This window comes from Roseiflexus sp., assembly GCF_057785375.1.
The window spans coordinates 1-19,295 of the sequence record NZ_JBYNRX010000100.1 but is presented as its reverse complement, the minus strand read 5'-3'; the positions used below and the strand labels follow the sequence as shown (position 1 = coordinate 19,295).

Here is a 19,295-nt window from a genome sequence, read left to right as displayed (position 1 = left end):
TGATGTGATGCCAAACGTCTTCCATATCCACCTGCAATGCGCATGCGAGTCGTGGCAACGACCGGGGTGTCGGCTGCCACTTTCTCTCACAGAGCGATCAACCACAACCTGGACCATCAAGGACGTGGAGCGGCGGACGTTGGCTTCGACAGGCTCAGCCAACGTCCGCCGCTCGACGGCTACCACGCACAAGTGTTGTGCACCTTCTGGTTGATCGCTCTATGAGAGAAAGTGGCAGCCGACACCCCGGTCGTTGCCACGACTCGCATGCGCATTGCAGGTGGATATGGCAGACGTTTGGCATCACATCACATCGTGCCGCTTAATCAGGAGGTAGAACCACCAGCGATCCACAACGACCGCAAAGAGAAAGATTGCGGTCACAATAGTGACCATTCGACCATATCGCCATCGATCCCAGATCGCGTTCAGCGTCAGCGCGGCGCTGATGCAGATCAGAGGCATGACAAATAAAATATGTTTGAGCACCATATCGGCAACATAAGCGCTTACAAGCGTATACAAAACAAAGATAGCCAGCCATGCACCCCAAAAGAATCCATACTGGCGTCCCGATCGCTCGAAATAGAGACCTCCCAGCCCTACAATTGTCAGCGCCAACAAAAGATAGGTCGTATGATTGCGTAGAAAGATAGTATTCGCCAGAAAATTGCTCAATGGACTTTCTCGCGCCTCTACATCGGGGCGCAATTCGGCGCCAGTCATATTAATGATATTGTTCACGATCGACGGTAGGGTCGAATTCACAAAAACTGCTGCGAATTGCACGTGATATATGGCAAAAGCAAAACCTTCAGCCAGAATCATCCCAATCAACAAAGATAGAACGAATTCCCGGTTTGTTTTTGTTCCTTGCAACATCTTGAAAAGCATCAGAATACCCAGCATTGTGAAGGTCATAACCCCAATGATCGTGTACGACAGTATCGACAGCGCCAACAAGCCCACCCATAATCCAAACCGTTTCCATTCGCGCAGCATGGGCATCTGTTGATAGTTGAGCGCCAGAAAAGTCAACACCGCCAGAGAAGCCCACAAGCCAAACTGCGTCGGATAGTTTCCCCAGGACATCAAGAAGTAGGGCATAGGCAACAAATGATACAGCGCTGATGCAATCAGCGCTGTTCGTTCACGATGAAGCGTTTTCAAGGTGATCAGGAAGATCATCAATCCTTTACTCACATCGAGCAGCGCATTCAGTCCATTCATTGCATCGCCAATCGGGATGCCCGCCATATGGATCGGCGCGATGATCAGATACCAGAGCGGCGAATATGGCAGGTAGCCCGCCTCAAGCCCAACCGTTCCCCCCAAGAATGAAGTGAAACCCGGACGATACAGTTCGAGGAAGCGCCCGTCCAGCACCATCCGCACTCGCTGCATATGCGGCCACTCATCGATAAAGATTGCGTGCGGATAGAGAGCGCCGCCAACCTTGAAGAGCAACGCTGCTCCGAATATGCCCCATAACCACTTCCATCCCACTGCGCTGACGGTCAAGTTATAACGCCGCATAATAGTGCGCATCAGCTGCTGCAGGGGCCAGAAAACCAGGTGCAACAACACCAGTACCGCGATCCAGCGCCCCAAGGCGACGGTAATAAAGAGCCGCGCCTGAAATAACCCCACAAGCGCGGCGAACAGGACGACGCCTGTCAGGAGAAATACTATCGCCGGCTTCAAACCCACACGACGCCAGAAGAACCAGAAGAGCGAGATGATCGCCAGAATCTGAATTGTTGTTGTCAGTGGCGGCAGTACACCCTGCCCCTGTACTTCCACTCGATCCAGCGCCACCCCCAGCAGTCGCGGATCGGCGGAAGATGGCGTGTACAGATTGCTCTCGAATGCAATGACGAGATCACCCGAGGTCGCAGGAAAGAACAGATCGTATGTCGCCAGTCGCCGACGCACCGGGATAGTTACAGCGTGGCGCTCTGAGCGGAGAGTCAGGACGGCATCTTCGTGAGGCAACGGTCGCCAGCCGCCGATCCGCAACCGAACCAGGTATGGTCCTGCAGCCGGTCCCGGCAGCACAATCGCAGAGCCTTGCGTGGTGTAGGCAAAATCAAGCCGCTCATTTCGCTCGTTAGCGTAAAAACGGTGCAGATATGGGCGAGAATATGTGTTGCCGATGTTGAGCGCCACAACCGGGTTGAGCCAGTAGACGAACGTCAATCCGATCAGTGCAAGAGTGTAGAGTGCAACGAGCGGCGCAACCATCGGCGCCACTCGCTTCTGCGCAAGTATCTGTCGGTTCGATGTCTGTCCGGATTGAAGACGAGCCAGAGCTTTCATCATGTCGATATTCCGTTGCACATACTTTATATGCGGCGTCTGTTGGCGCCGCTCCACGTGGCTATGCTCAACGTTCAGCGTCGGTCATGCATGCCACAGTATACTCACCTTTTCTGCGCTTGAGACACACCATACAGGGTAGGCGACACATGCGCCTGACTGCCATAACGCCTCTGTGATCTGCTCATCGGCGTGACCTGTAAGCGCAGTCTTCCTTTGTCCTACACAAAGATGTGGTTCGTCAGCGTGCCAGAGATTGTACACTTCCTGATGAACAATGCAACGATAAAGCGCATACGAAGCTTTTTGCACTCATGTGCACATTATGAGGAAGGAAACAAATATGAGCAGAACGTCCAGCCGACGACGTTTTCTCAAGGCCGCGGGAATCGGTCTGGCAGCGACGACCGTCGCCTGCATCGGCGGCGGGTACGTCGCCACACGCGCGCCAGAGTCCGTTGTCGTTAATCTGACTTTTGCAGAGGAGAGCACCATGAGCAGGCGTATTCTTGTCACCTATGCCACCCGTGCCGGTTCTACCGCTGAAATTGCCGCCGCCATCGCCCAGACGCTCAATGACCGTGGTTTCGCTGTTGATGTGAGACCGATCAGCGCCCGACCGACGATCACCGGCTACGATGCCGTCATTGTCGGCAGCGCCATTCGCATGGGTCGCTGGCTGCCCGAGGCAGTCGATTTCGTCAAGGCAAACCAGGCAACATTGAACAGTGTGCCGGTCGCGCTCTTTACCGTCCACATGCTGAATACTGGCGACGATGAAACCAGCCGCGCCAATCGCGCGGCATATCTCGATGCCGTGCGCCCGCTGATCAACCCGGCAGCCGAGGCGTATTTCGCCGGCGCCATGAACTTTGCGCGACTGTCGTTCCTCGACCGGCTCATCGCCCGGATGGTCGGCGCCGTCGAAGAGGACCGCCGTGATTGGACGGCGATCAAGGCATGGGCGGAAGAGATGCTTGTGCCAGCATAACTCGCATCCGATAGGCAAATCGATATTCGCGCTCCATCAGGCGGTATCGATCGAGTGTATCAGGTCCACAACTCAACGTCCCAAGCCCACGATGCGCTGCATCGATATTGAGAAACACCTCAGCACGCGGCGTCAGATCAATCGTATGCCGGGCGCGGAACAGGTCGTCGTCACTGTGATGCAGCGCCGAGAACTCAAAGGTTGGGTATCCGGCGACGAACAACCCGCGCCCATCGGCATCGGTCAGGCGCAGGAAGCGCACGTCGGTTTTGTGCCCGTGCTCTTGCGGCATGATGTAGGGCACATACTGATCGGTAACCGTCGAGCGCCAGCGTCCCACGATTGCGCTGGCTTTGCGGTCGCTGTAATTGTCCCACGGCCCGCGCCCGTACCATTCGAGATGCTCAAGCCCTGGAGTCAGCGTCAGGCTCACCCCGACGCGCGGGATGTCGCTAATCGCATTGCCGATAATGACCGTGTTTTCCACCCGCAACTCACCGCTGGCATACAGCGTGTAGCGCTGGATATGGGTAAAGTCGTCCCACTGATCGCGTCCAGAGGCGCTATGCTCGATTTCGACGGCGGCTGCTTCGTCGCTGACGGCGATCAGTTCCGTTCTGCGCAGGCGATATTGCATCCGGTACAGACCCAGCGCCTGCCAGCGCGCCAGCGGTTTTTCCGGCTCGTTCCACACCTTTAGCCCGTCGTTGTCTGTCGCGGCGCGCCAGACGTTCAGCAGCGGTCCGCGAACGATCAGGTTCTCGTCACCGCCGAACGCTGTCAGCAATCCTGTTGCTATGTCGAAAGCGGCGCGCACCCCGCCCGCGCGCAGCACGACCTGATCGGCGGTTTGCTCGATGGCAACCGGTGTTGATGGCGCTTCCAGGTCAGGCGAACCGGCAATCGCCGGCAGCGGCAGTTGCTGCCAGGCGACCTCGTGCCCGGCTGGCGCCCAGAGTGTGTCATCGCGCTGGTAGAAACGCAGCGTCAGGTATCGCTCACCAGGAATGCTGCTCACTGCGCTGAGATCGAGATTCACCATCTGCGACTCGCCCGGCGCGGCGCGCACTGCCGGCAGTGCGCCCGATGCAACCGGTACGCCATCGGCGGTCACTTCCCATGTGCCAGAGAGCCAGTCGATGCCGGCAAAATCCTGGCGGTTGATGATCCGCAAGGTCTCGCCCGATGGATCGACCAGTTCGACCCGCACCGGTTGGATCAGATATTTGTACTCATACAACGCCGGGTGCGGCGTGCGGTCGGGCCACACCAGCCCATCGCAGACGAAGTTGGCGTCATTGGGGACATCGCCGAAATCGCCGCCATACGCCCAATAGGTGCGTCCATGATCATCGGCGACGCGGATGCCGTGATCGAGCCATTCCCAGATGAAGCCGCCCTGCAACGCCGGATAACGCTCGAATGCGTCCCAGTAATCCGCCAGACTGCCATTGCTGTTCCCCATCGCGTGCGAGTATTCGCACAGGATGAGGGGACGCGGATCATCAGTCTCCTGCTCCGCCCAGGCGACTATCTCATCAATCGGTGCATACATCGGGCAGATAACATCGGTGACAGCGCGCCCGCCCTGCCACGACTCCCCCATCCAGCGCGAAATGGCGCCCTCGTAGTGCAGCGGCCGCGACGGATCGAGACGGCGCGCCAGACCGGCGGCTGCGTCGTGGTTAGGACCATACCCGCTCTCATTCCCCAAAGACCAGAGAATGACCGAAGGATGGTTCTTGTCGCGCTCGATCATGTTGCGCATCCGCTCGACGAACGCGCGCGTGTAGCGCGCATCGCGGCAGAGATCGAAGTAGAAGGCGTGCGACTCGACATTCGCCTCGTCGATCACGTACAAACCGTAGCGGTCGCACAGATCGAGCCAGTACGGGTCGTTTGGATAGTGGGAGGTACGCACAGCATTGATGTTGAACTGCTTCATGCGCTGAATGTCGAGTTCCATCAGCTCCCGGCTGACCGCCTTGCCGGTAGTATCGGAGTGGTCGTGGCGGTTGACGCCTTTGATCGTGATCGCCCTGCCGTTGACCAGCAGTTGCCGGTTGCGGACGGCAATCGAGCGAAACCCGACACGGCATGTGTGGCATTTCGGTCCCGCCGGTCCGTAGACGGTAACGACGAGCGTGTACAGGTACGGCGTTTCCGCCGACCAGAGGTGCGGCGACTCGATCCGCCCTTCCAGGTGCAATTCCGGGCGCACGAACCGGCGCACCCCGAAACGCGGGTGGGTCTGCGTATAGGTTGCGCTCAACGGCTCGGCAAAGATTGGCGCGCCGCTTGCATCGTAGAGTTGCGCCTCGACGCGGGTATGCTCGCCGGCTTCGCCGATAGCGTCGAGCGTACAGCGCACCCGCAGCATTCCTTCGCCCAGATCATCGCTCACATCGCCCCGTGCCGACAGATCCGCCAGGTAGACCGTATCGGTTGCATAGAGGAAGACATCACGGTGAATGCCCGACTGCCACCAGTGGTCCTGATCCTCCACAAAACTGGCGTCGGACCAGCGCAACACGACGGCGATCAGTTCATTCGGCGCATCGAAGCGCACCATGCCGGTCACATCATACTCGGCAGGCGTGCGCGAGTCCTTGTGCAGTCCGACCGGCACGCCGTTGAGGTACACGTAGCACGCTCCCTCACACCCGGCGATATGCAGGACGATCCGGCGTCCGCGCCATCCCGGTGGAAGCGCAAACCGGCGGCGATAGACGCCGGTCGGATTATCGTCCGGCACAGACGGCGGCATATGCGGGAAGGGCATCTGCACATTCGTGTAGTGGGGCTTGCCGAACCCCTGCATCGTCCAGTTACCGGGAACCTGGATCGGTTGCCAGCCATCTTCCGCCATCGCAGCCGTAGTTGCCGCTTCGGGGCGCGGCAGCAGACGAAACTCCCACGCTCCGCTCAGGCTCTGATACCACGGCGAGGCTGAAGGGTCGATGGCAATATCGGCATCCGGCGGGAACGGAACGGTCAGCGCGTGTGCTGGCAGCGTATTGAGCGCCGTCAATTCAGGCATTTCCCAACTTTTCATACCGGCGATGAAGAGCATGGGGAGCGGCGGGTCAGAGTGCATGGGAGCAATACCTTTCAGTTGATAGCGGTCAACCCGAGCCAGACGTCTCCTGCACATTCCGCTACCTGCCTGCGAAGAGGCCATCAGGAGATTGCGTCGCGGAGACGATCACGAGCAAGGCATTGTGGTTCACAATGACGCCTGACAATCAAGCATTCAGGCAGACGCAGGGAAAGCATGAGCCGGCAACACGATTTCAAGGCGCAGAGTCTTCGTGCCTCTGCGCCTTTGTGCGAGACTATTTGAAAGGCGTTAGCATCAGAAGAGATTCCACAAATGCTGATTAGTCACCTCATGGTGGAACTGAATCTCGGCGCGCTTGATAATCGTGCCGAGCAGACGCGGGCAACGATCGGCGGACGCCTGCTTGGCAGCGGCAAAACGCGTCGCCACATCCTCACCCATGATCTCTTTGACCAGCGCACTGCACCTGAAATCCTCGAGCGCATCATAGATATTGTCGGGAAGAATGCCGATCGGTTGATATGGATCGACCACTTGACCCTCCGGACCCTCCAAGCCGGTGCGGAGCAACGCATAGATGGCGAGGTACGGATTGGCGTCCGGCGCAATTGATCGCACCTCGACACGCGCTGAACGCACATTGCCGATGGGGATGCGGATCATCGCGCCACGATCAATCGGCGAGGCTTTAATCTCATTTGGCGCTTCATAGTGTGGATCGAGGCGACGATACGCATTGACGCTCGAATTGAGAATCAGGCAGAGATCGCGGGCATGGTGGAGAATACGGTTGATGAAACTCCAGCCAAACGCTGAAATGCCGTCGCGTCCGGCGGAGTCGTAGAACAGGTTCGTATCACCGCGCGCGATTGACAGGTTGGTGTGCATCCCGCTGCCATTCACGCCAGTGACCGGCTTGGGCAGAAAACTCGCCGTCATCCCCAATTTATGCGCCACCTGGCGGCAGACCAGTTTGTAGAGCAGCACCTGATCGGCGGCAATCGGCGCTTCGGTGTAGGAGTAGTTCATCTCGAACTGCGCCGGCGCCACTTCGGGATGGTCTTTTTCGTTGGCAAATCCCATGGCACGCTGCGCCTCAGCCGCCGTGTCAATGAACAGACGGAGCGCATCACCCGGCAACGAGTGATAATACCCGCTGGTCGTAATGAACTCGAAGTGGTCTGTTTCGCGGTAACGCTGCTCGGCGTGCTGCCCCTGGAACAGAAATCCTTCGATCTCAGTCGCTACGTGACAGACCAGACCCTCACGGCGGAACAGATCGTCGGCGTAGCGCTTCAGCTTCGAGCGCATATCCGCATTATATGGCGTTCCATCCGGTTCCAGCACCTCGCCAAACACCAGCACCTTGCCCGGTCCGAAAACATCCGCCGGCAGCCAGTAGAACGCCGCCCAATCAATCGCCAGCCGGAGATCGGATTCGGCCTGGCGCGAGAAGCCGCGGATCGAGGAGCCGTCGAATGTCAGATTGTCGGCAGATTTGAGCAGGAACTTTTTATCGTAGTCCAGCATGTGCAGCCGGCCCTCGAGATCGGCAAAGCAAACAGTGACTGCCTTGATGCGCTTTTCATCGGCAAGATACCGGCTACGCTCCTCGCGCAGGATGTCAACTGGCGTTCGCGCCAGACGCAACGCCTTCATTTGCAGGTTCAGTTCTTCGAGTTCGTCGTAGGGGATTTCCAGAAAATCACGCAATGGACCGGTCATAGGGACATCCTTACTTTCAGAATAGACTGGCGAGCGAGTCGCGCGCCAACAACCATCATTGTACCCGATTGCTGATTGCTCATTGCAGGAAGGGCGGTGCGGCACAGCGCCGATCGTCTGCCCGAACATTGCGCGCTGCTGTCACTGCGAGACGCAACAGCGCCGAAACCCTTTTCCCGAGGGAAAGATTGCGCTGAGCGCATCGCTGTACGATGATGGTCTGCACGTGCGTTCTACGAACATACTCCGCAGTGCATCAGAGTTGATCGCGTTTTGCTTACATCCTGTTACATTCATCACTGATAAACCGGGTATAATCTGTGTCAAAATCGTATGCAACGTCCATCAGCGCCAGCATTGCAGCATCAACGCCTATGGCTACGCCCGCCCCTGCCATCAGACACATTCCAATAGAACGCACCATGTCCCTGCGTTCACGGCTTATCCTGGGATACGGCATCGTCGTTTCACTGACCCTGGTATTTGGTCTCTTTACCCTGTTTCATCTGCACGACATCCGTGACCGGCTGGAAGCGCTGAGCGCCAATGTCACCATCGACGCTCGCCACAGTATCGAAGCCATCACAGCCGTCGCCGATGCACAGCGAGCCATCGATCGCTACCTGCAACAACCGAACGAACGCAACTATCAGGATGCGGTGCGCCAGCTCGACATGCTCCAGCGAACCATTGATCGTCTGGAGCGCGACACGCGCAATTCGGCAATGGTCAGTCATCTGCGTCGGATTAAGAACCAGACAGTCGCATACCGGCAGATTTTCGACGATGCCTACAATGGCATCGTGAGCCAGCAACGCACGCGCGATGATCTCTATACCTCCTTTCTTCTACAATATCAGATCATCGAGCAGGCGGTCAGCAACGCCCGACCGACCTCTTCATCCGACTATCTGGCGCTCATGGATCTGAGCCGCGCCAGCGCCTGTCTGCAACTCGCCTATGTCTGGATCGGGCGGATGCAGAGTGAAGACACAACAATTGCCGCAGACAATGCGCTTGCGGAACTGCGGCAGGCGCGCACCTTTTTACGACGATACCTGGTGCTCAACAGCAATCCGCGCGTCGTGCGGCCGGATGACCTGGAACGACTTCAGAGCATTTCTGACAGCTTCGACCGTTCATTCACGAGCATGACGAAGCTATCAAGCAACTATATCCGCACCGAGGCGTTGATCAACAGTCGCCTGAAGCCACATGCGGCGCAAATATCCCGCGAAACGGTGGCACTGTCCGATACGGCGTTGATGGCGCTGAGCATTGCAGCAATCGACGTTGATCGGGCAACGGTTCAGATGCAGGCGATCAGCGGCGTGGTCCTCGCAGCGCTTCTCCTGATCGGAATTACGCTCGGTGTTCTGCTGGCATCGCTCATCACTCGTCCGCTCAATGAACTGGTTGCTGCCACTACCCAACTGGCGCGCGGTGACGCCGCCATCCGCATTCAGCCGCGTGGCGGGCGCGAACTGGCGCTGCTGACGCACGCATTCAACGACATGGCGGCGGAACTCGAGCGTGAGCGCGCTGAAGTGCGTCATCAGAACGCGCTGCTGGCGGAGCGCGCGGCTGAACTCGAACATATGCTGCACCAGCTTCGTGAAGAAACGGCGGCGCGCGAGCAACTGAGCGCTACCGTCCGCCAATTGAGCGTGCCTATTATTCCGATCACGGAAGGCGTGCTGGTCGCCCCGCTCGTCGGCGAGATCGATGCTGAACGCGCCCAACTGTTACAGCAGCGACTGCTGGGCCGCATCGTCGCCGAACGTGCGCAGGTGGCGATTCTCGACATCACCGGCGTTCCGGTGATTGATGCACAGATTAGCGGCTGGCTGATCCAGGCGACCAGCGCAGCGCGTCTGCTCGGCGCGCGCTGCATTCTCGTCGGCATCAACCCCGAAGTTGCGCAGGCGCTTGTCGCCAGCGGCATCGACCTCGGCGATCTGGCGACCCGCGCCACGCTGCGCGAAGGGCTGGAGTATGCCATGCGCATCATGCGCGCGGCGTCAGGCGTGAGGCAAGAGGCGAACGGCATCAGGCACGCGATGGTGCGTGTGAGGCATTAGGCGCAGCGCTTGGTTAGACCACGCCGTCTCGCAGTAAACCCAACGATCAGGAGCAGTCGCATGACAACACCCATCCCGCTCATCACGGTCACACTCGGCGCCAACGATCGCAGCCGGATTGCATTCCGGCGCTTACGAACTCGTCGGCGGCGTGGTACGGGATGTCAAAAGCAAACAGGTCATCGCCTGGCTTCGTCAAATCGGCGATAACGCACCGGCTGCGCTGTCCGCCAATCTCGGACCCCTCGCTTTCCAAACGCTGATCGCATCGACGTCGTTGCTGACGCTGGGCGTGGCAGTGGTTGGATTCGCACTCATGATGAAGCGCCTGGATACGATTAAGAAGGAACTCGACACGATTAAGCAGAGCCTGGAACGGATCGAGCGGAAAGTTGATCTGACCGTGGTCAGTAAACTCGGCACAGCGCTCGATCTGGCGCGCAGAGCGTTCGAGATGCATGATCCAGGGAACCGGCGGGAACACGCACATCAGGCGATTGAGAAGTTTTCTGACACCGAACACTACTACCGCGGTTTGCTGGAAGATGAGTACGTTCAGGGAGGATGGCTGATCGCCCCATTGCTCAAAACCCTGATCCTGGCGCGCGTCGGTGCAGCGCGCTGTTATCTCAACCTGGGCGAAATGTCGGCGGCGCGGAACTCGCTCGGCGAAGGATACCGCATGCTCGAGCCGTATGTCCAGCGATAGTTCGATGCGACTATCGGCGTCAGACCGGCGCTCCTCCTGCATCCGGGGACCAGCGTTTCCCTCAAGCGGCTGACGCTGCTGACACGCTGGCGCCGGAATGATCCTGCGCTCACCATTCCATCCGTATTCGAGGAACTGCGCGCCGATCTATGGAAAAGCGCCGCACAGGACATCAATCAATGGCGACAACCCTTCCCGCCTGCGTTACGGGAAGACCCGGAAGTGACGCCTCTTGACTGGGCGCTTCATCGTGAAAAGATTACTACCCGCTTCCTGGCGCGCCTGGCAGACACATGCACGCAGATTGAAACGGTCTATGCCGCAGTGCGCTGCATCGAGGGCTACCGGCTCGAACTCGAACAGATCGAGCGTATGGGGCTATCACCGGACGAACTCGATCAGCAGTCCGCGCTCCTGTCGTCGGACAGCGCGTTGATCGTGCATGTTCCGAAGGACTCAGAACTCGTCAGACACGTGATCGTCTGATAGGGCGATCAACTGAGACCTGGACAATTATGCGCAGTCATTTGGACAGTGAACATCATCCGGCATCGCCCGATGCAGCCCGCGCAGGCGGGCTTTGCAATCGTAGCCTGCGGCTTCAGCCGCCGGGCGGACGAGTGGATGGCTGATGCCAAGGCGCAGTCATGCATCCACGACCGCCAACGCGCGTGGTGGATCGTTACACCGTGAGAACCGGGCGCTCGAATATCCTGTCTGACTGATCGCCTGGTTGATCGCTCTATGAGGCACGAGCGAGTCGGCGACCACCCTATCCATCCGCTGCAATCACCCCTAACGCCTGACGCCTGACGCCCGGCGACCACCCTATCCACCCGCTGCAATCACCCCCAACGCCTGACGCCTAACGCCTGACGCCTGGCGACCACCCCATCCACCCGCTGCAATCACCCCTAACGCCTAACGCCTGACGCCTGACGCCTGACCACCGGCTCATCACGGAACTGACGCCGATGCAGCTCGGCGTACAATCCATCGCGCGCCAGCAATTCGTCGTGCGTGCCGCACTCGACGATTCGCCCCTGATCCAGCACCAGCACCAGATCGGCATCATGCACCGTCGAAAGGCGATGGGCGATCACAAAACTGGTGCGCCCGCGCAACAACCGTCGCAGCGCCTGCTGGATCAACTGCTCGGTACGGGTATCGACGCTACTGGTTGCCTCGTCGAGGATCAGGATACGCGGGTCTGCCAGGATCGCACGCGCAATGCCGATCAACTGCCGCTGCCCCTGGCTGAGGTTGCTGCCCCGCTCACTGAGCTGCGTCTGGTACCCATCCGGCAGACGCAGAATGAATTCGTGAGCATTGGCAGCGCGCGCCGCCGCTTCAACCTCCGCATCGGTCGCGTCGAGCCGCCCATAACGAATATTGTCGGCAATCGTTCCCGAAAAGAGAAAACTATCCTGGAGCACAACCCCCATCTGCGATCGCAGACTGGCGCGGGTGACGTTCCGCACATCGACGCCGTCGATCAGGACCGCTCCCGCGCTGACATCGTAGAACCGCCCGATCAGGTTAACAAGCGTCGTCTTCCCGGCGCCGGTCGGACCGACCAACGCAATCGTCTGTCCCGGTTCCGCCGTCAGGCAGATGTCCTTCAGCACATACCGCTCTTCGTCTACCGGTTGTTCCCCCGGTCGAGCGCCGTAGCTGAACCAGACGTGATCGAACTCCACTCGCCCCTCGATCCGCCCCAGCGGTTGCGCATCCGGCGCATCGACGAGATCGGGCGGCGTGTCGATCAGGGCGAAGATACGCTCACCCGCCGCCAGCGCCGACTGCGTCGTCGTGTAGAAGGCGGACAGCGCCTGCACCGGTCGGAAGAACTGCTGCACATAGGTCAGAAATGCGACCACCACGCCGACGGTGGCGGCGCCCTGGATCACCAGCCAGCCGCCGAACCCGGCAACAATCGCAATGGCGACTGTCGAGAGCACATCCACTGCGGGCATGAACGCTGACGTGATGGCGGTTGCATTGACGTTGGCATCGCGGTTGGCAGCGTTGCGTTGCGCAAACCGCTGCTGGTTGAGACTCGTGCGCGTAAACGCCTGCGCCACTTTGACACCGGCAATTTCCTCCTGGATTTCCGCCGACACATCGCCGATTGCTTCACGGGTGCGGCGGAATGCCCGTCGTGACATCTGCGAAAACAGACCGGTCATCCAGATCATCACCGGAATGACAATGAAACTCGCCAACGCCAGGCGCCAGTCGAGCGCCACCATCGCCACCAGGATGCCGATCAGCCCAAACAGGCTGCCAAGAACCTGCACCAACCCCTGACCCATCAGTTGTGTGATGACTTCGGTATCATTGACCAGGCGCGACATCAACTCGCCTGCCGGACGGCGGTCGAAGAAACGAAGCGACATCCGTTGCAGCGCTGCAAAGATCTCGCTGCGCAATTGCGCCAGCACCTGCTGCCCCACCTCGCCCATCAACATAAACTGGTAGCGCCCGGCAGCCATACCGGCAACAAAGATGACCAGCAACGTCAGCATCAAACGGTTCAATTCACCGCCATCACGCTGCGCAATCGCACGATCGATCGCCACGCCGATCACCAGCGGACCGAGCGCCTGTGAGGCTGCGGCAATCAGAACCAGCGCCAGGATCGCCAGCAATCGCCGCCAGTAGGGAAGCAGATAGCCCAGCAACCGCCGGGCGACCGCACCGCGATTCTCGGCGTGCTCTTGCGGTAGTTCAGCGACCCGTTGCAGCATGTGCATCATATGCGTTTCTCCCTGCCAGGCTTCACCATGCCAACCGGACTCAACCGCACAATGGGCAATCGCCGCGTGGTGCGTCGCCGGTATGCCTCATACGTCGGATAGATTGCGACCAGTTGTTTCCACAGACGTTTATATTCTTCGGGGTCGTCCACCTCAATCGCCACAGCCGGGGTAACATAGCCGTGATCGTCGATCATCACGCGCGGATCGGAACGCAGGTTGAGATACCAGTGCGGCGGCGTATCATTGCCGCCCCACGACCCGACCACAACGTAGTCGCCACCGTCGCGCACGAATAGCAGCGGCGTAACGCGCTTCTTCCCACTGCGCCGGCCAGTGGTTGTCAGCAAAATGCAGTGCCGTCCCAAGAACGGATGCGGCAACGCTCCGCGCATCAACCGGTAGAGCGCCGCATGGGTTGCGGTTGCGACTTTGACCAGTTGTACAAAGATCGGATGATGTCTTGCCATAGAACGTCGTCAGTCCCCAGGACCCAAGACCTCAAGGATCGAGGGCGTTTCCGCTCTTAACCTTCAATCCCTATCGTCTCGACCTCTTCCCGCACTCCGCCAAACTGCGAGTCGATGATCTCGCCATAGAGCGCGCTGGTCGCCAGCAATTCCTCGTGCGTTCCCCGTGCGACGATGCGCCCGTTATCGAGCAGCAGAATGAGATCGGCGCGACGCACCGTACTGATGCGCTGCGCAATCACGAATGAGGTGCGCCCTTCCATCAACCGTTCAAGCGCCTGTTGAATCTGATACTCGGTTTCTGCATCAACCGACGAGGTGCTGTCGTCGAGGATCAGGATGCGCGGATCGCGCAGGAGTGCACGTGCAATCGCAATGCGTTGCTTCTGCCCGCCCGACAACCCAACGCCGCGTTCGCCGACGATGGTGTTGTACCCATTCGGCAACATCATGATGAACTCGTGCGCCTGCGCAGCACGCGCCGCCGCTTCAACTTCGGCATCACTCGCATCGGGGCGACCATACGCGATATTGTCGCGCACACTCCCGCTGAACAGTGTGGTATCCTGCAACACAATCCCGATCTGCGCTCGCAGACTCTCCAGCGTCACATCGCGCACATCGATCCCGTCAATCGTGACCCGTCCGTGAGTGACATCGTAGAAACGCGGAATCAGGTTGATAATCGTGCTCTTACCGGCGCCGGTCTTTCCCAGAACAGCGACGGTCTGCCCCGGCTCGGCGACAAATGAGACATCCTTGAGGATGTATTTGTCCTCGCGGATCGGATGGCGTCCATCGAGCGTCGGATCGCTGTCAGCACGCACACCATAGCCGAACCAGACGTGCTCAAATGCGACCCGACCCCTGATAGGCGGCAGCGGACGGGCGCCGGGGCGATCATGCACTTCGCTTTCGACGTCGAGCACCTCGAAGATCCGCTCTGCGCTGACCGCCGCGCGCGTCAACTGCGCCATAATCATGCCCAGCATCATGAGCGGCATAATCAGCAGCGCCAGGTAGGTATTGAACGCCACCAGCTCACCAATCGTCAGGACGCCATCGATCACCCGATATCCGCCAAACCAGATCACTGCCAGCGTGCCCAGGTTGCCGATGAAGAAAATGAGCGGAAACGCCAGCGACATGGCTCGAACCGATTGCACATTGACGTCGAGCAGGCGCTGATTCAGATGATTATAGCGCTGCCACTCGTATGGTTCACGTGCGAACGCCTGCACAACGCGCACGCCGGCCAGATTTTCCTGGAGCGCCGTGTTGAGCGCGCCGAGTCGCTGCTGGATCTGATCGAAGAGCGGTCGCACGACGTTCATAAAGAAGCCGATGATCCCTGCCATCAAAGGAACGGTCAGCAACACCAGCAGCGCCAGTTGCCAGTTCATCAGGAGCATCGCACCAATGCAGCCGATGATCAGCGCCAGGGCATTCAACAGTTGCAGCAACCCCATGCCGATGAAGGTGCGCACCTGCTCGACATCGCTGGTAATACGTGTCATCAACTGCCCGGTCTGTGCCCGGTCATGGTACGAAAAACTCAGCCCCTGGATTTTGGCAAACAGCGTATTGCGCAGATCGTAGGCGACCGCCTGCGACACCTTTTCGGACCAGAAGCCAGACGTGAAACTGAACACGCCACGCACGAGCGCAATTCCCACCAGCGCCGCCGCCAGCCATACCAGCGCGCCAGCGTTGCGGTCTGCAATCCCCTGATCGATCAGCAAACGCAACACGTGCGGCGTCGCCAGATTGGCGCCAGCCGCCAGCGCCAGGCTCACAACAGCGCCGATGGTCACTCCAAGATACGGCTTCAGGAAGGTCAGCGAACGGCGAAGCGAACTCATCGGGTCTCTCCTGACACAGTCTCATCCGGCGTTTGACAGGAATGATCGATCAATGCGTACAGTGCGCTCAACCCTTCGTAGAGATGGGCGCGCTGGCGTTCGTCGAGTTGCTCTATCAGGCGCGCAGCGGCTTCCCTGGCGACATCACGGATGGCGGCATGCACCGCATGCCCGGCAGGGGTAAGGCGCAGCACCACCTTACGCCGGTCGTCTGGCGCTGCGGTGCGCTCTACCCACTTGCGCTGCACCAGGACATCCACCGTGCGCGACATCGATGATGGCGTCACCTGATGCGCTGCGGCAAGTTCGCTCAGACTCCACGGGCGCTCAGCCAGCTTTGCCAGCATCCGCATCTGCCCCATCGTTGGCGCATCGTCATCACCGTCTTGACGCTGACGCATAGCGCTGGCTATCGCACGCATCAAGCCGGGGACGGTATCGAGCAGCAGTATGGCGCATTCGTAAGCGGAAGGAGCCATTTCTGTGCATCCTACAACAATCAGATGATGCAACTATACACCTGTTTCCATCGTGTGTCAAATCCAGGGCAAGGTGAGAGGCACGAGGCACAAAGCGAGCAGTGCGATGCGCACTCGTTTTGCGGTTACATTCGCTTATGCGCTATCCCGTTCGCGTGAGGCGAGAAACGAGCAGCCATCGGCGCGAAGCGACGGGCAAGAGGTACGTGGAAGGCAGGGAGATTGCAAGTTTTCATGCGCGGTCATTCGCACCATACTGCCGGGGCGCGCAGCAGAACGCCGGGGCGCTACGGGCTAAAGCCCTCGCTGAGGACGCAGTTCGACCATGCTCACTGCACGCGGTTCGACTGCGCTCACCGCAAGTGAAAGCCCCGCCGAGGCTGCTGATGCCATTGCGCAGTCATGCGTCCGCAACATGCCCACCGCTGCGCGTTGACCGTTGCGCCTTGCACAACGAACACGCGAACATCTTGTCTGACTGACCGCAATATTAAGGATGACTTCACTGCAAAAAGCGGTTAACCGCGAAGGTCACAAAGGGACACAAAAATGAGATTCGTTCTTATTCACCTTCGTGCGCTTCGTGTCCTTTGTGGTTAAGCCTTTTTGCAGTGGACTCAAGGATGAAAAAAATGGACGGGCACGCGCAGAAACGCACTCCTAACCCAGAACCCTCTCTCAGTTCTTCCAAAACTGGTATAATGCCGTGGAAACCGCCAGATCACAAGACATCGGGGGCGCCGCTATGATCGTTCTGGTCGCACGCTACATCTGCAAACCCGGTCTGGGAGACGCCGTCGAGGAAGCATTACGCCGGATGGCGGCGCTGGTGCGGCGGAATGAGCCGGGATGTTTGCTCTATCACTGCTGCCGCTCGCAGGAGAACCCCGATATGTTTCTTCTGTACGAGCAGTACGCAACGCATGCAGCGCTGGCTGCGCATCGCGACACGCCACACTTCCAGGAGATTATCGAGGGTGAAATCGTTCCGATGCTGGAAAAACGCGAGCGAGAGTTCTACTCGCTGATCGCCTGATACGCTTGCATCACAGCGCGCTGCGTGGTACCATACACAGCGCGGGCCGCTAGCTCAATGGCAGAGCGCGTCGCTCATAACGACTGGGTTCCAGGTTCGAGTCCTGGGCGGCCCACCATCCACGCAAGGGAGTGTATAACCTCTAACCCCTGCACGAACGTGCACCCCTGCCGTTTTTGTAATCATTCACACGGCTGATTCTCGAAGAACCGGCAACGACGGAACAGCAGATCGCCGACAAGCCTGAAAGCGCGCAGTGGCGCTTCCATCTGCCAGCGCCACACATCGGGCCAGGTTAACCCGCGGCGCAGGTTCGTCTCTGCATTGAACACCGTCGCGTTCAGCACCAGCCCAAAGTTCCATCCAATCAGCACCACGGCAGGCACGAAAACCCCAAACCTGCCGACCCGTCGGATAAGCGCATCATTCAACAGCGCCAGCCCAATGACGAAGATTGGCGTACACTCAATCAGGCGTCGAAAGCCGAAGGCGCCGGTCAGATGCCAAGTCGTGCCAAACGCGCCATTGATCCAGGTCTGCGTCAGAAATACCGCCGTTAGCGCAATGGCGAGCAGGCGATCATGCCGCCAGAGCAACGCCAGACCGATCAACCCCAGACCGAGCGCCGGGCTCCAGACCAGCGCGCCCCGGCTGAACGGCGGAAAGGCGGCGGTGAAATCGCTGGCGCCGGGACACCAAAAATCCGGCGCGGGATTGAAGTCGATCAGGGTATCGATAAAATGCGGGCTGCACCAGTTCAATTTGCCGCTCACCTCACCCGCCGGTCGCGGCGCGCCATTGAGGATTTGATAGACAAGGAGTTGCGGCGTGATCGCCACCACAAACGTGGCAACGAACAACGCATGGCGCAACACCAACCATCCCCCCCCCTCGTAGGGGCGGGTCTCAGACCCGCCCTCGCCAGACCCGCCCCCGACCGCACCCGCGTCGGTCCCGCCGAGGAGACGCGCATACCGCCAGAGCGCCTCAATTGCCGGCGCGATCAGAAACAACCCCAGTTGCTCGCGAGTGATCGTCATCAACCCGCCGACTAACCCAAGCGCTAGCCACGCCCGCCAACCGCGCACTCGTCTCGTATCCGTTTCGTCATGTCCCCATTCCCGCGTTTCGTACCAGATCGTCAGGAACAGCGCTGTCAGGAACAGACCGGTAGCATGCGCAAACGGCATCTGAATGTACATGTAAAACACCAGCGGCGATGCCAGCCAGATCGTTGCACTGGCGAGAGTCGCCGCGTATCCCGAGGCAAAGCGGCGCGCCAGGCGATAGGAGAGCAGCACCCCCAGCAACCCGTAGAGCGCCGAGGCATAGCAGACAGCATACAGATACGGCGCCGAAAACCCATCCGCCGGAATGCGCGCGCCAAACAGATTGGCAAGATGCACCAGCGCATCCGCCAGCAGAAAGAACGGCGCCCACATGATCGCCGCGCCAACCGGCGCGATATTGCCGTACAACCCGGTTGCGGGGCGGATGCGGTTGGGCTGGAGCAGGCTCCCCTCGATCCCCGATCGTGGGTTCAGTTCCGCAAAGCGGCGATAATCGTTGGCAAAGTCGAGATCGCCATCGAAGCGCAGCGAGCGCAGATAGACGTAGTATTGCACCTCATCGGTTGCATAGACTCGTGGCGTCGCCAGCGGCAGCAGGAGCGCAAACAGAACAATGAGGAGCGCCAGGCCACGGTCGCCGTGCACACGCGCGGTCATTTGGCTGGCGCGAATAGTCAACGCATCCATAACCTGTACGGGCAGACAGGGTCGGGGCAGGAGGGGCAGGTCTGAG

The 19,295-nt window shown here is 59.3% G+C and carries 13 protein-coding genes and 1 tRNA gene; 6 read left to right on the top strand and 8 right to left on the bottom strand.

The annotated features are described in order from the left end of the window. Window positions 1–303 precede the first annotated feature (303 nt). On the bottom strand, window positions 304–2,322 hold the full coding sequence (locus AC3EA7_RS20155; protein WP_488615868.1) for a glycosyltransferase family protein: 2,019 nt from the start codon (window positions 2,320–2,322) through the stop codon (window positions 304–306). Between the two features lie 340 nt (window positions 2,323–2,662). Here AC3EA7_RS20155 and AC3EA7_RS20150 point away from each other — a divergent pair, with 340 nt between their 5' ends. Next, entirely contained in the window at window positions 2,663–3,310 is a 648-nt protein-coding gene (locus tag AC3EA7_RS20150; RefSeq protein WP_488615867.1) for a flavodoxin domain-containing protein, read from the top strand. On the opposite strand, the gene AC3EA7_RS20145 is transcribed toward AC3EA7_RS20150, so the two are convergent. Next, window positions 3,273–6,407, bottom strand: coding sequence for a glycoside hydrolase family 2 TIM barrel-domain containing protein (locus tag AC3EA7_RS20145; RefSeq protein ID WP_488615866.1), 3,135 nt, complete (start codon window positions 6,405–6,407; stop codon window positions 3,273–3,275). The two genes, AC3EA7_RS20150 and AC3EA7_RS20145, sit on opposite strands and share 38 nt — an antisense overlap. 258 nt (window positions 6,408–6,665) lie before the next feature. Continuing rightward, window positions 6,666–8,096: a glutamine synthetase family protein gene (locus AC3EA7_RS20140; protein WP_488615865.1), complete on the bottom strand. Its 1,431-nt coding sequence runs from the start codon at window positions 8,094–8,096 to the stop codon at window positions 6,666–6,668. Window positions 8,097–8,518: 422 nt separating this feature from the next. Here AC3EA7_RS20140 and AC3EA7_RS20135 point away from each other — a divergent pair, with 422 nt between their 5' ends. From AC3EA7_RS20135 to AC3EA7_RS20125, 3 genes are all read left to right on the top strand, one after another. Further along, a complete protein-coding gene (locus tag AC3EA7_RS20135) occupies window positions 8,519–10,177 on the top strand; it encodes an STAS domain-containing protein (RefSeq protein ID WP_488615864.1) in 1,659 nt (552 codons plus the stop codon). Window positions 10,178–10,295: 118 nt separating this feature from the next. After that, entirely contained in the window at window positions 10,296–10,886 is a 591-nt protein-coding gene (locus AC3EA7_RS20130) for a hypothetical protein (RefSeq protein WP_488615863.1), read from the top strand. Window positions 10,887–11,108: 222 nt separating this feature from the next. Beyond that, window positions 11,109–11,372: a hypothetical protein gene (locus AC3EA7_RS20125; protein WP_488615862.1), complete on the top strand. Its 264-nt coding sequence runs from the start codon at window positions 11,109–11,111 to the stop codon at window positions 11,370–11,372. 428 nt (window positions 11,373–11,800) lie between these two features. Here the strand turns inward: AC3EA7_RS20125 and AC3EA7_RS20120 are convergent, their stop codons facing one another. The 4 genes from AC3EA7_RS20120 to AC3EA7_RS20105 are packed head-to-tail and all read right to left on the bottom strand — an operon-like array spanning window position 11,801 to window position 16,456. Continuing rightward, a complete protein-coding gene (locus AC3EA7_RS20120; protein ID WP_488615861.1) occupies window positions 11,801–13,645 on the bottom strand; it encodes an ABC transporter ATP-binding protein in 1,845 nt (614 codons plus the stop codon). Continuing rightward, the gene (locus AC3EA7_RS20115) at window positions 13,642–14,115 is read right to left on the bottom strand and encodes a nitroreductase/quinone reductase family protein (RefSeq protein ID WP_488615860.1); all 474 of its coding nucleotides are present in this window, start codon (window positions 14,113–14,115) and stop codon (window positions 13,642–13,644) included. The genes AC3EA7_RS20120 and AC3EA7_RS20115 overlap by 4 nt, the downstream gene beginning before the upstream one ends. Window positions 14,116–14,171: 56 nt before the next feature. Next, window positions 14,172–15,977 carry an ABC transporter ATP-binding protein gene (locus AC3EA7_RS20110; protein ID WP_488615859.1) on the bottom strand — a complete coding sequence of 602 codons (1,806 nt, stop codon included), beginning with the start codon at window positions 15,975–15,977 and terminating at the stop codon, window positions 14,172–14,174. Next, window positions 15,974–16,456 carry a MarR family winged helix-turn-helix transcriptional regulator gene (locus AC3EA7_RS20105; protein WP_488615858.1) on the bottom strand — a complete coding sequence of 161 codons (483 nt, stop codon included), beginning with the start codon at window positions 16,454–16,456 and terminating at the stop codon, window positions 15,974–15,976. The genes AC3EA7_RS20110 and AC3EA7_RS20105 overlap by 4 nt, the downstream gene beginning before the upstream one ends. Window positions 16,457–17,201: 745 nt before the next feature. Here AC3EA7_RS20105 and AC3EA7_RS20100 point away from each other — a divergent pair. Next, entirely contained in the window at window positions 17,202–17,492 is a 291-nt protein-coding gene (locus AC3EA7_RS20100; RefSeq protein WP_488615857.1) for a putative quinol monooxygenase, read from the top strand. A gap of 43 nt (window positions 17,493–17,535) precedes the next feature. Then, window positions 17,536–17,610: transfer RNA gene (locus AC3EA7_RS20095), tRNA-Ile, on the top strand. Window positions 17,611–17,674: 64 nt separating this feature from the next. On the opposite strand, the gene AC3EA7_RS20090 is transcribed toward AC3EA7_RS20095, so the two are convergent. Next, window positions 17,675–19,295: glycosyltransferase family 39 protein (locus AC3EA7_RS20090; protein ID WP_488615856.1), on the bottom strand; the 1,621-nt coding region annotated here is incomplete at its 5' end.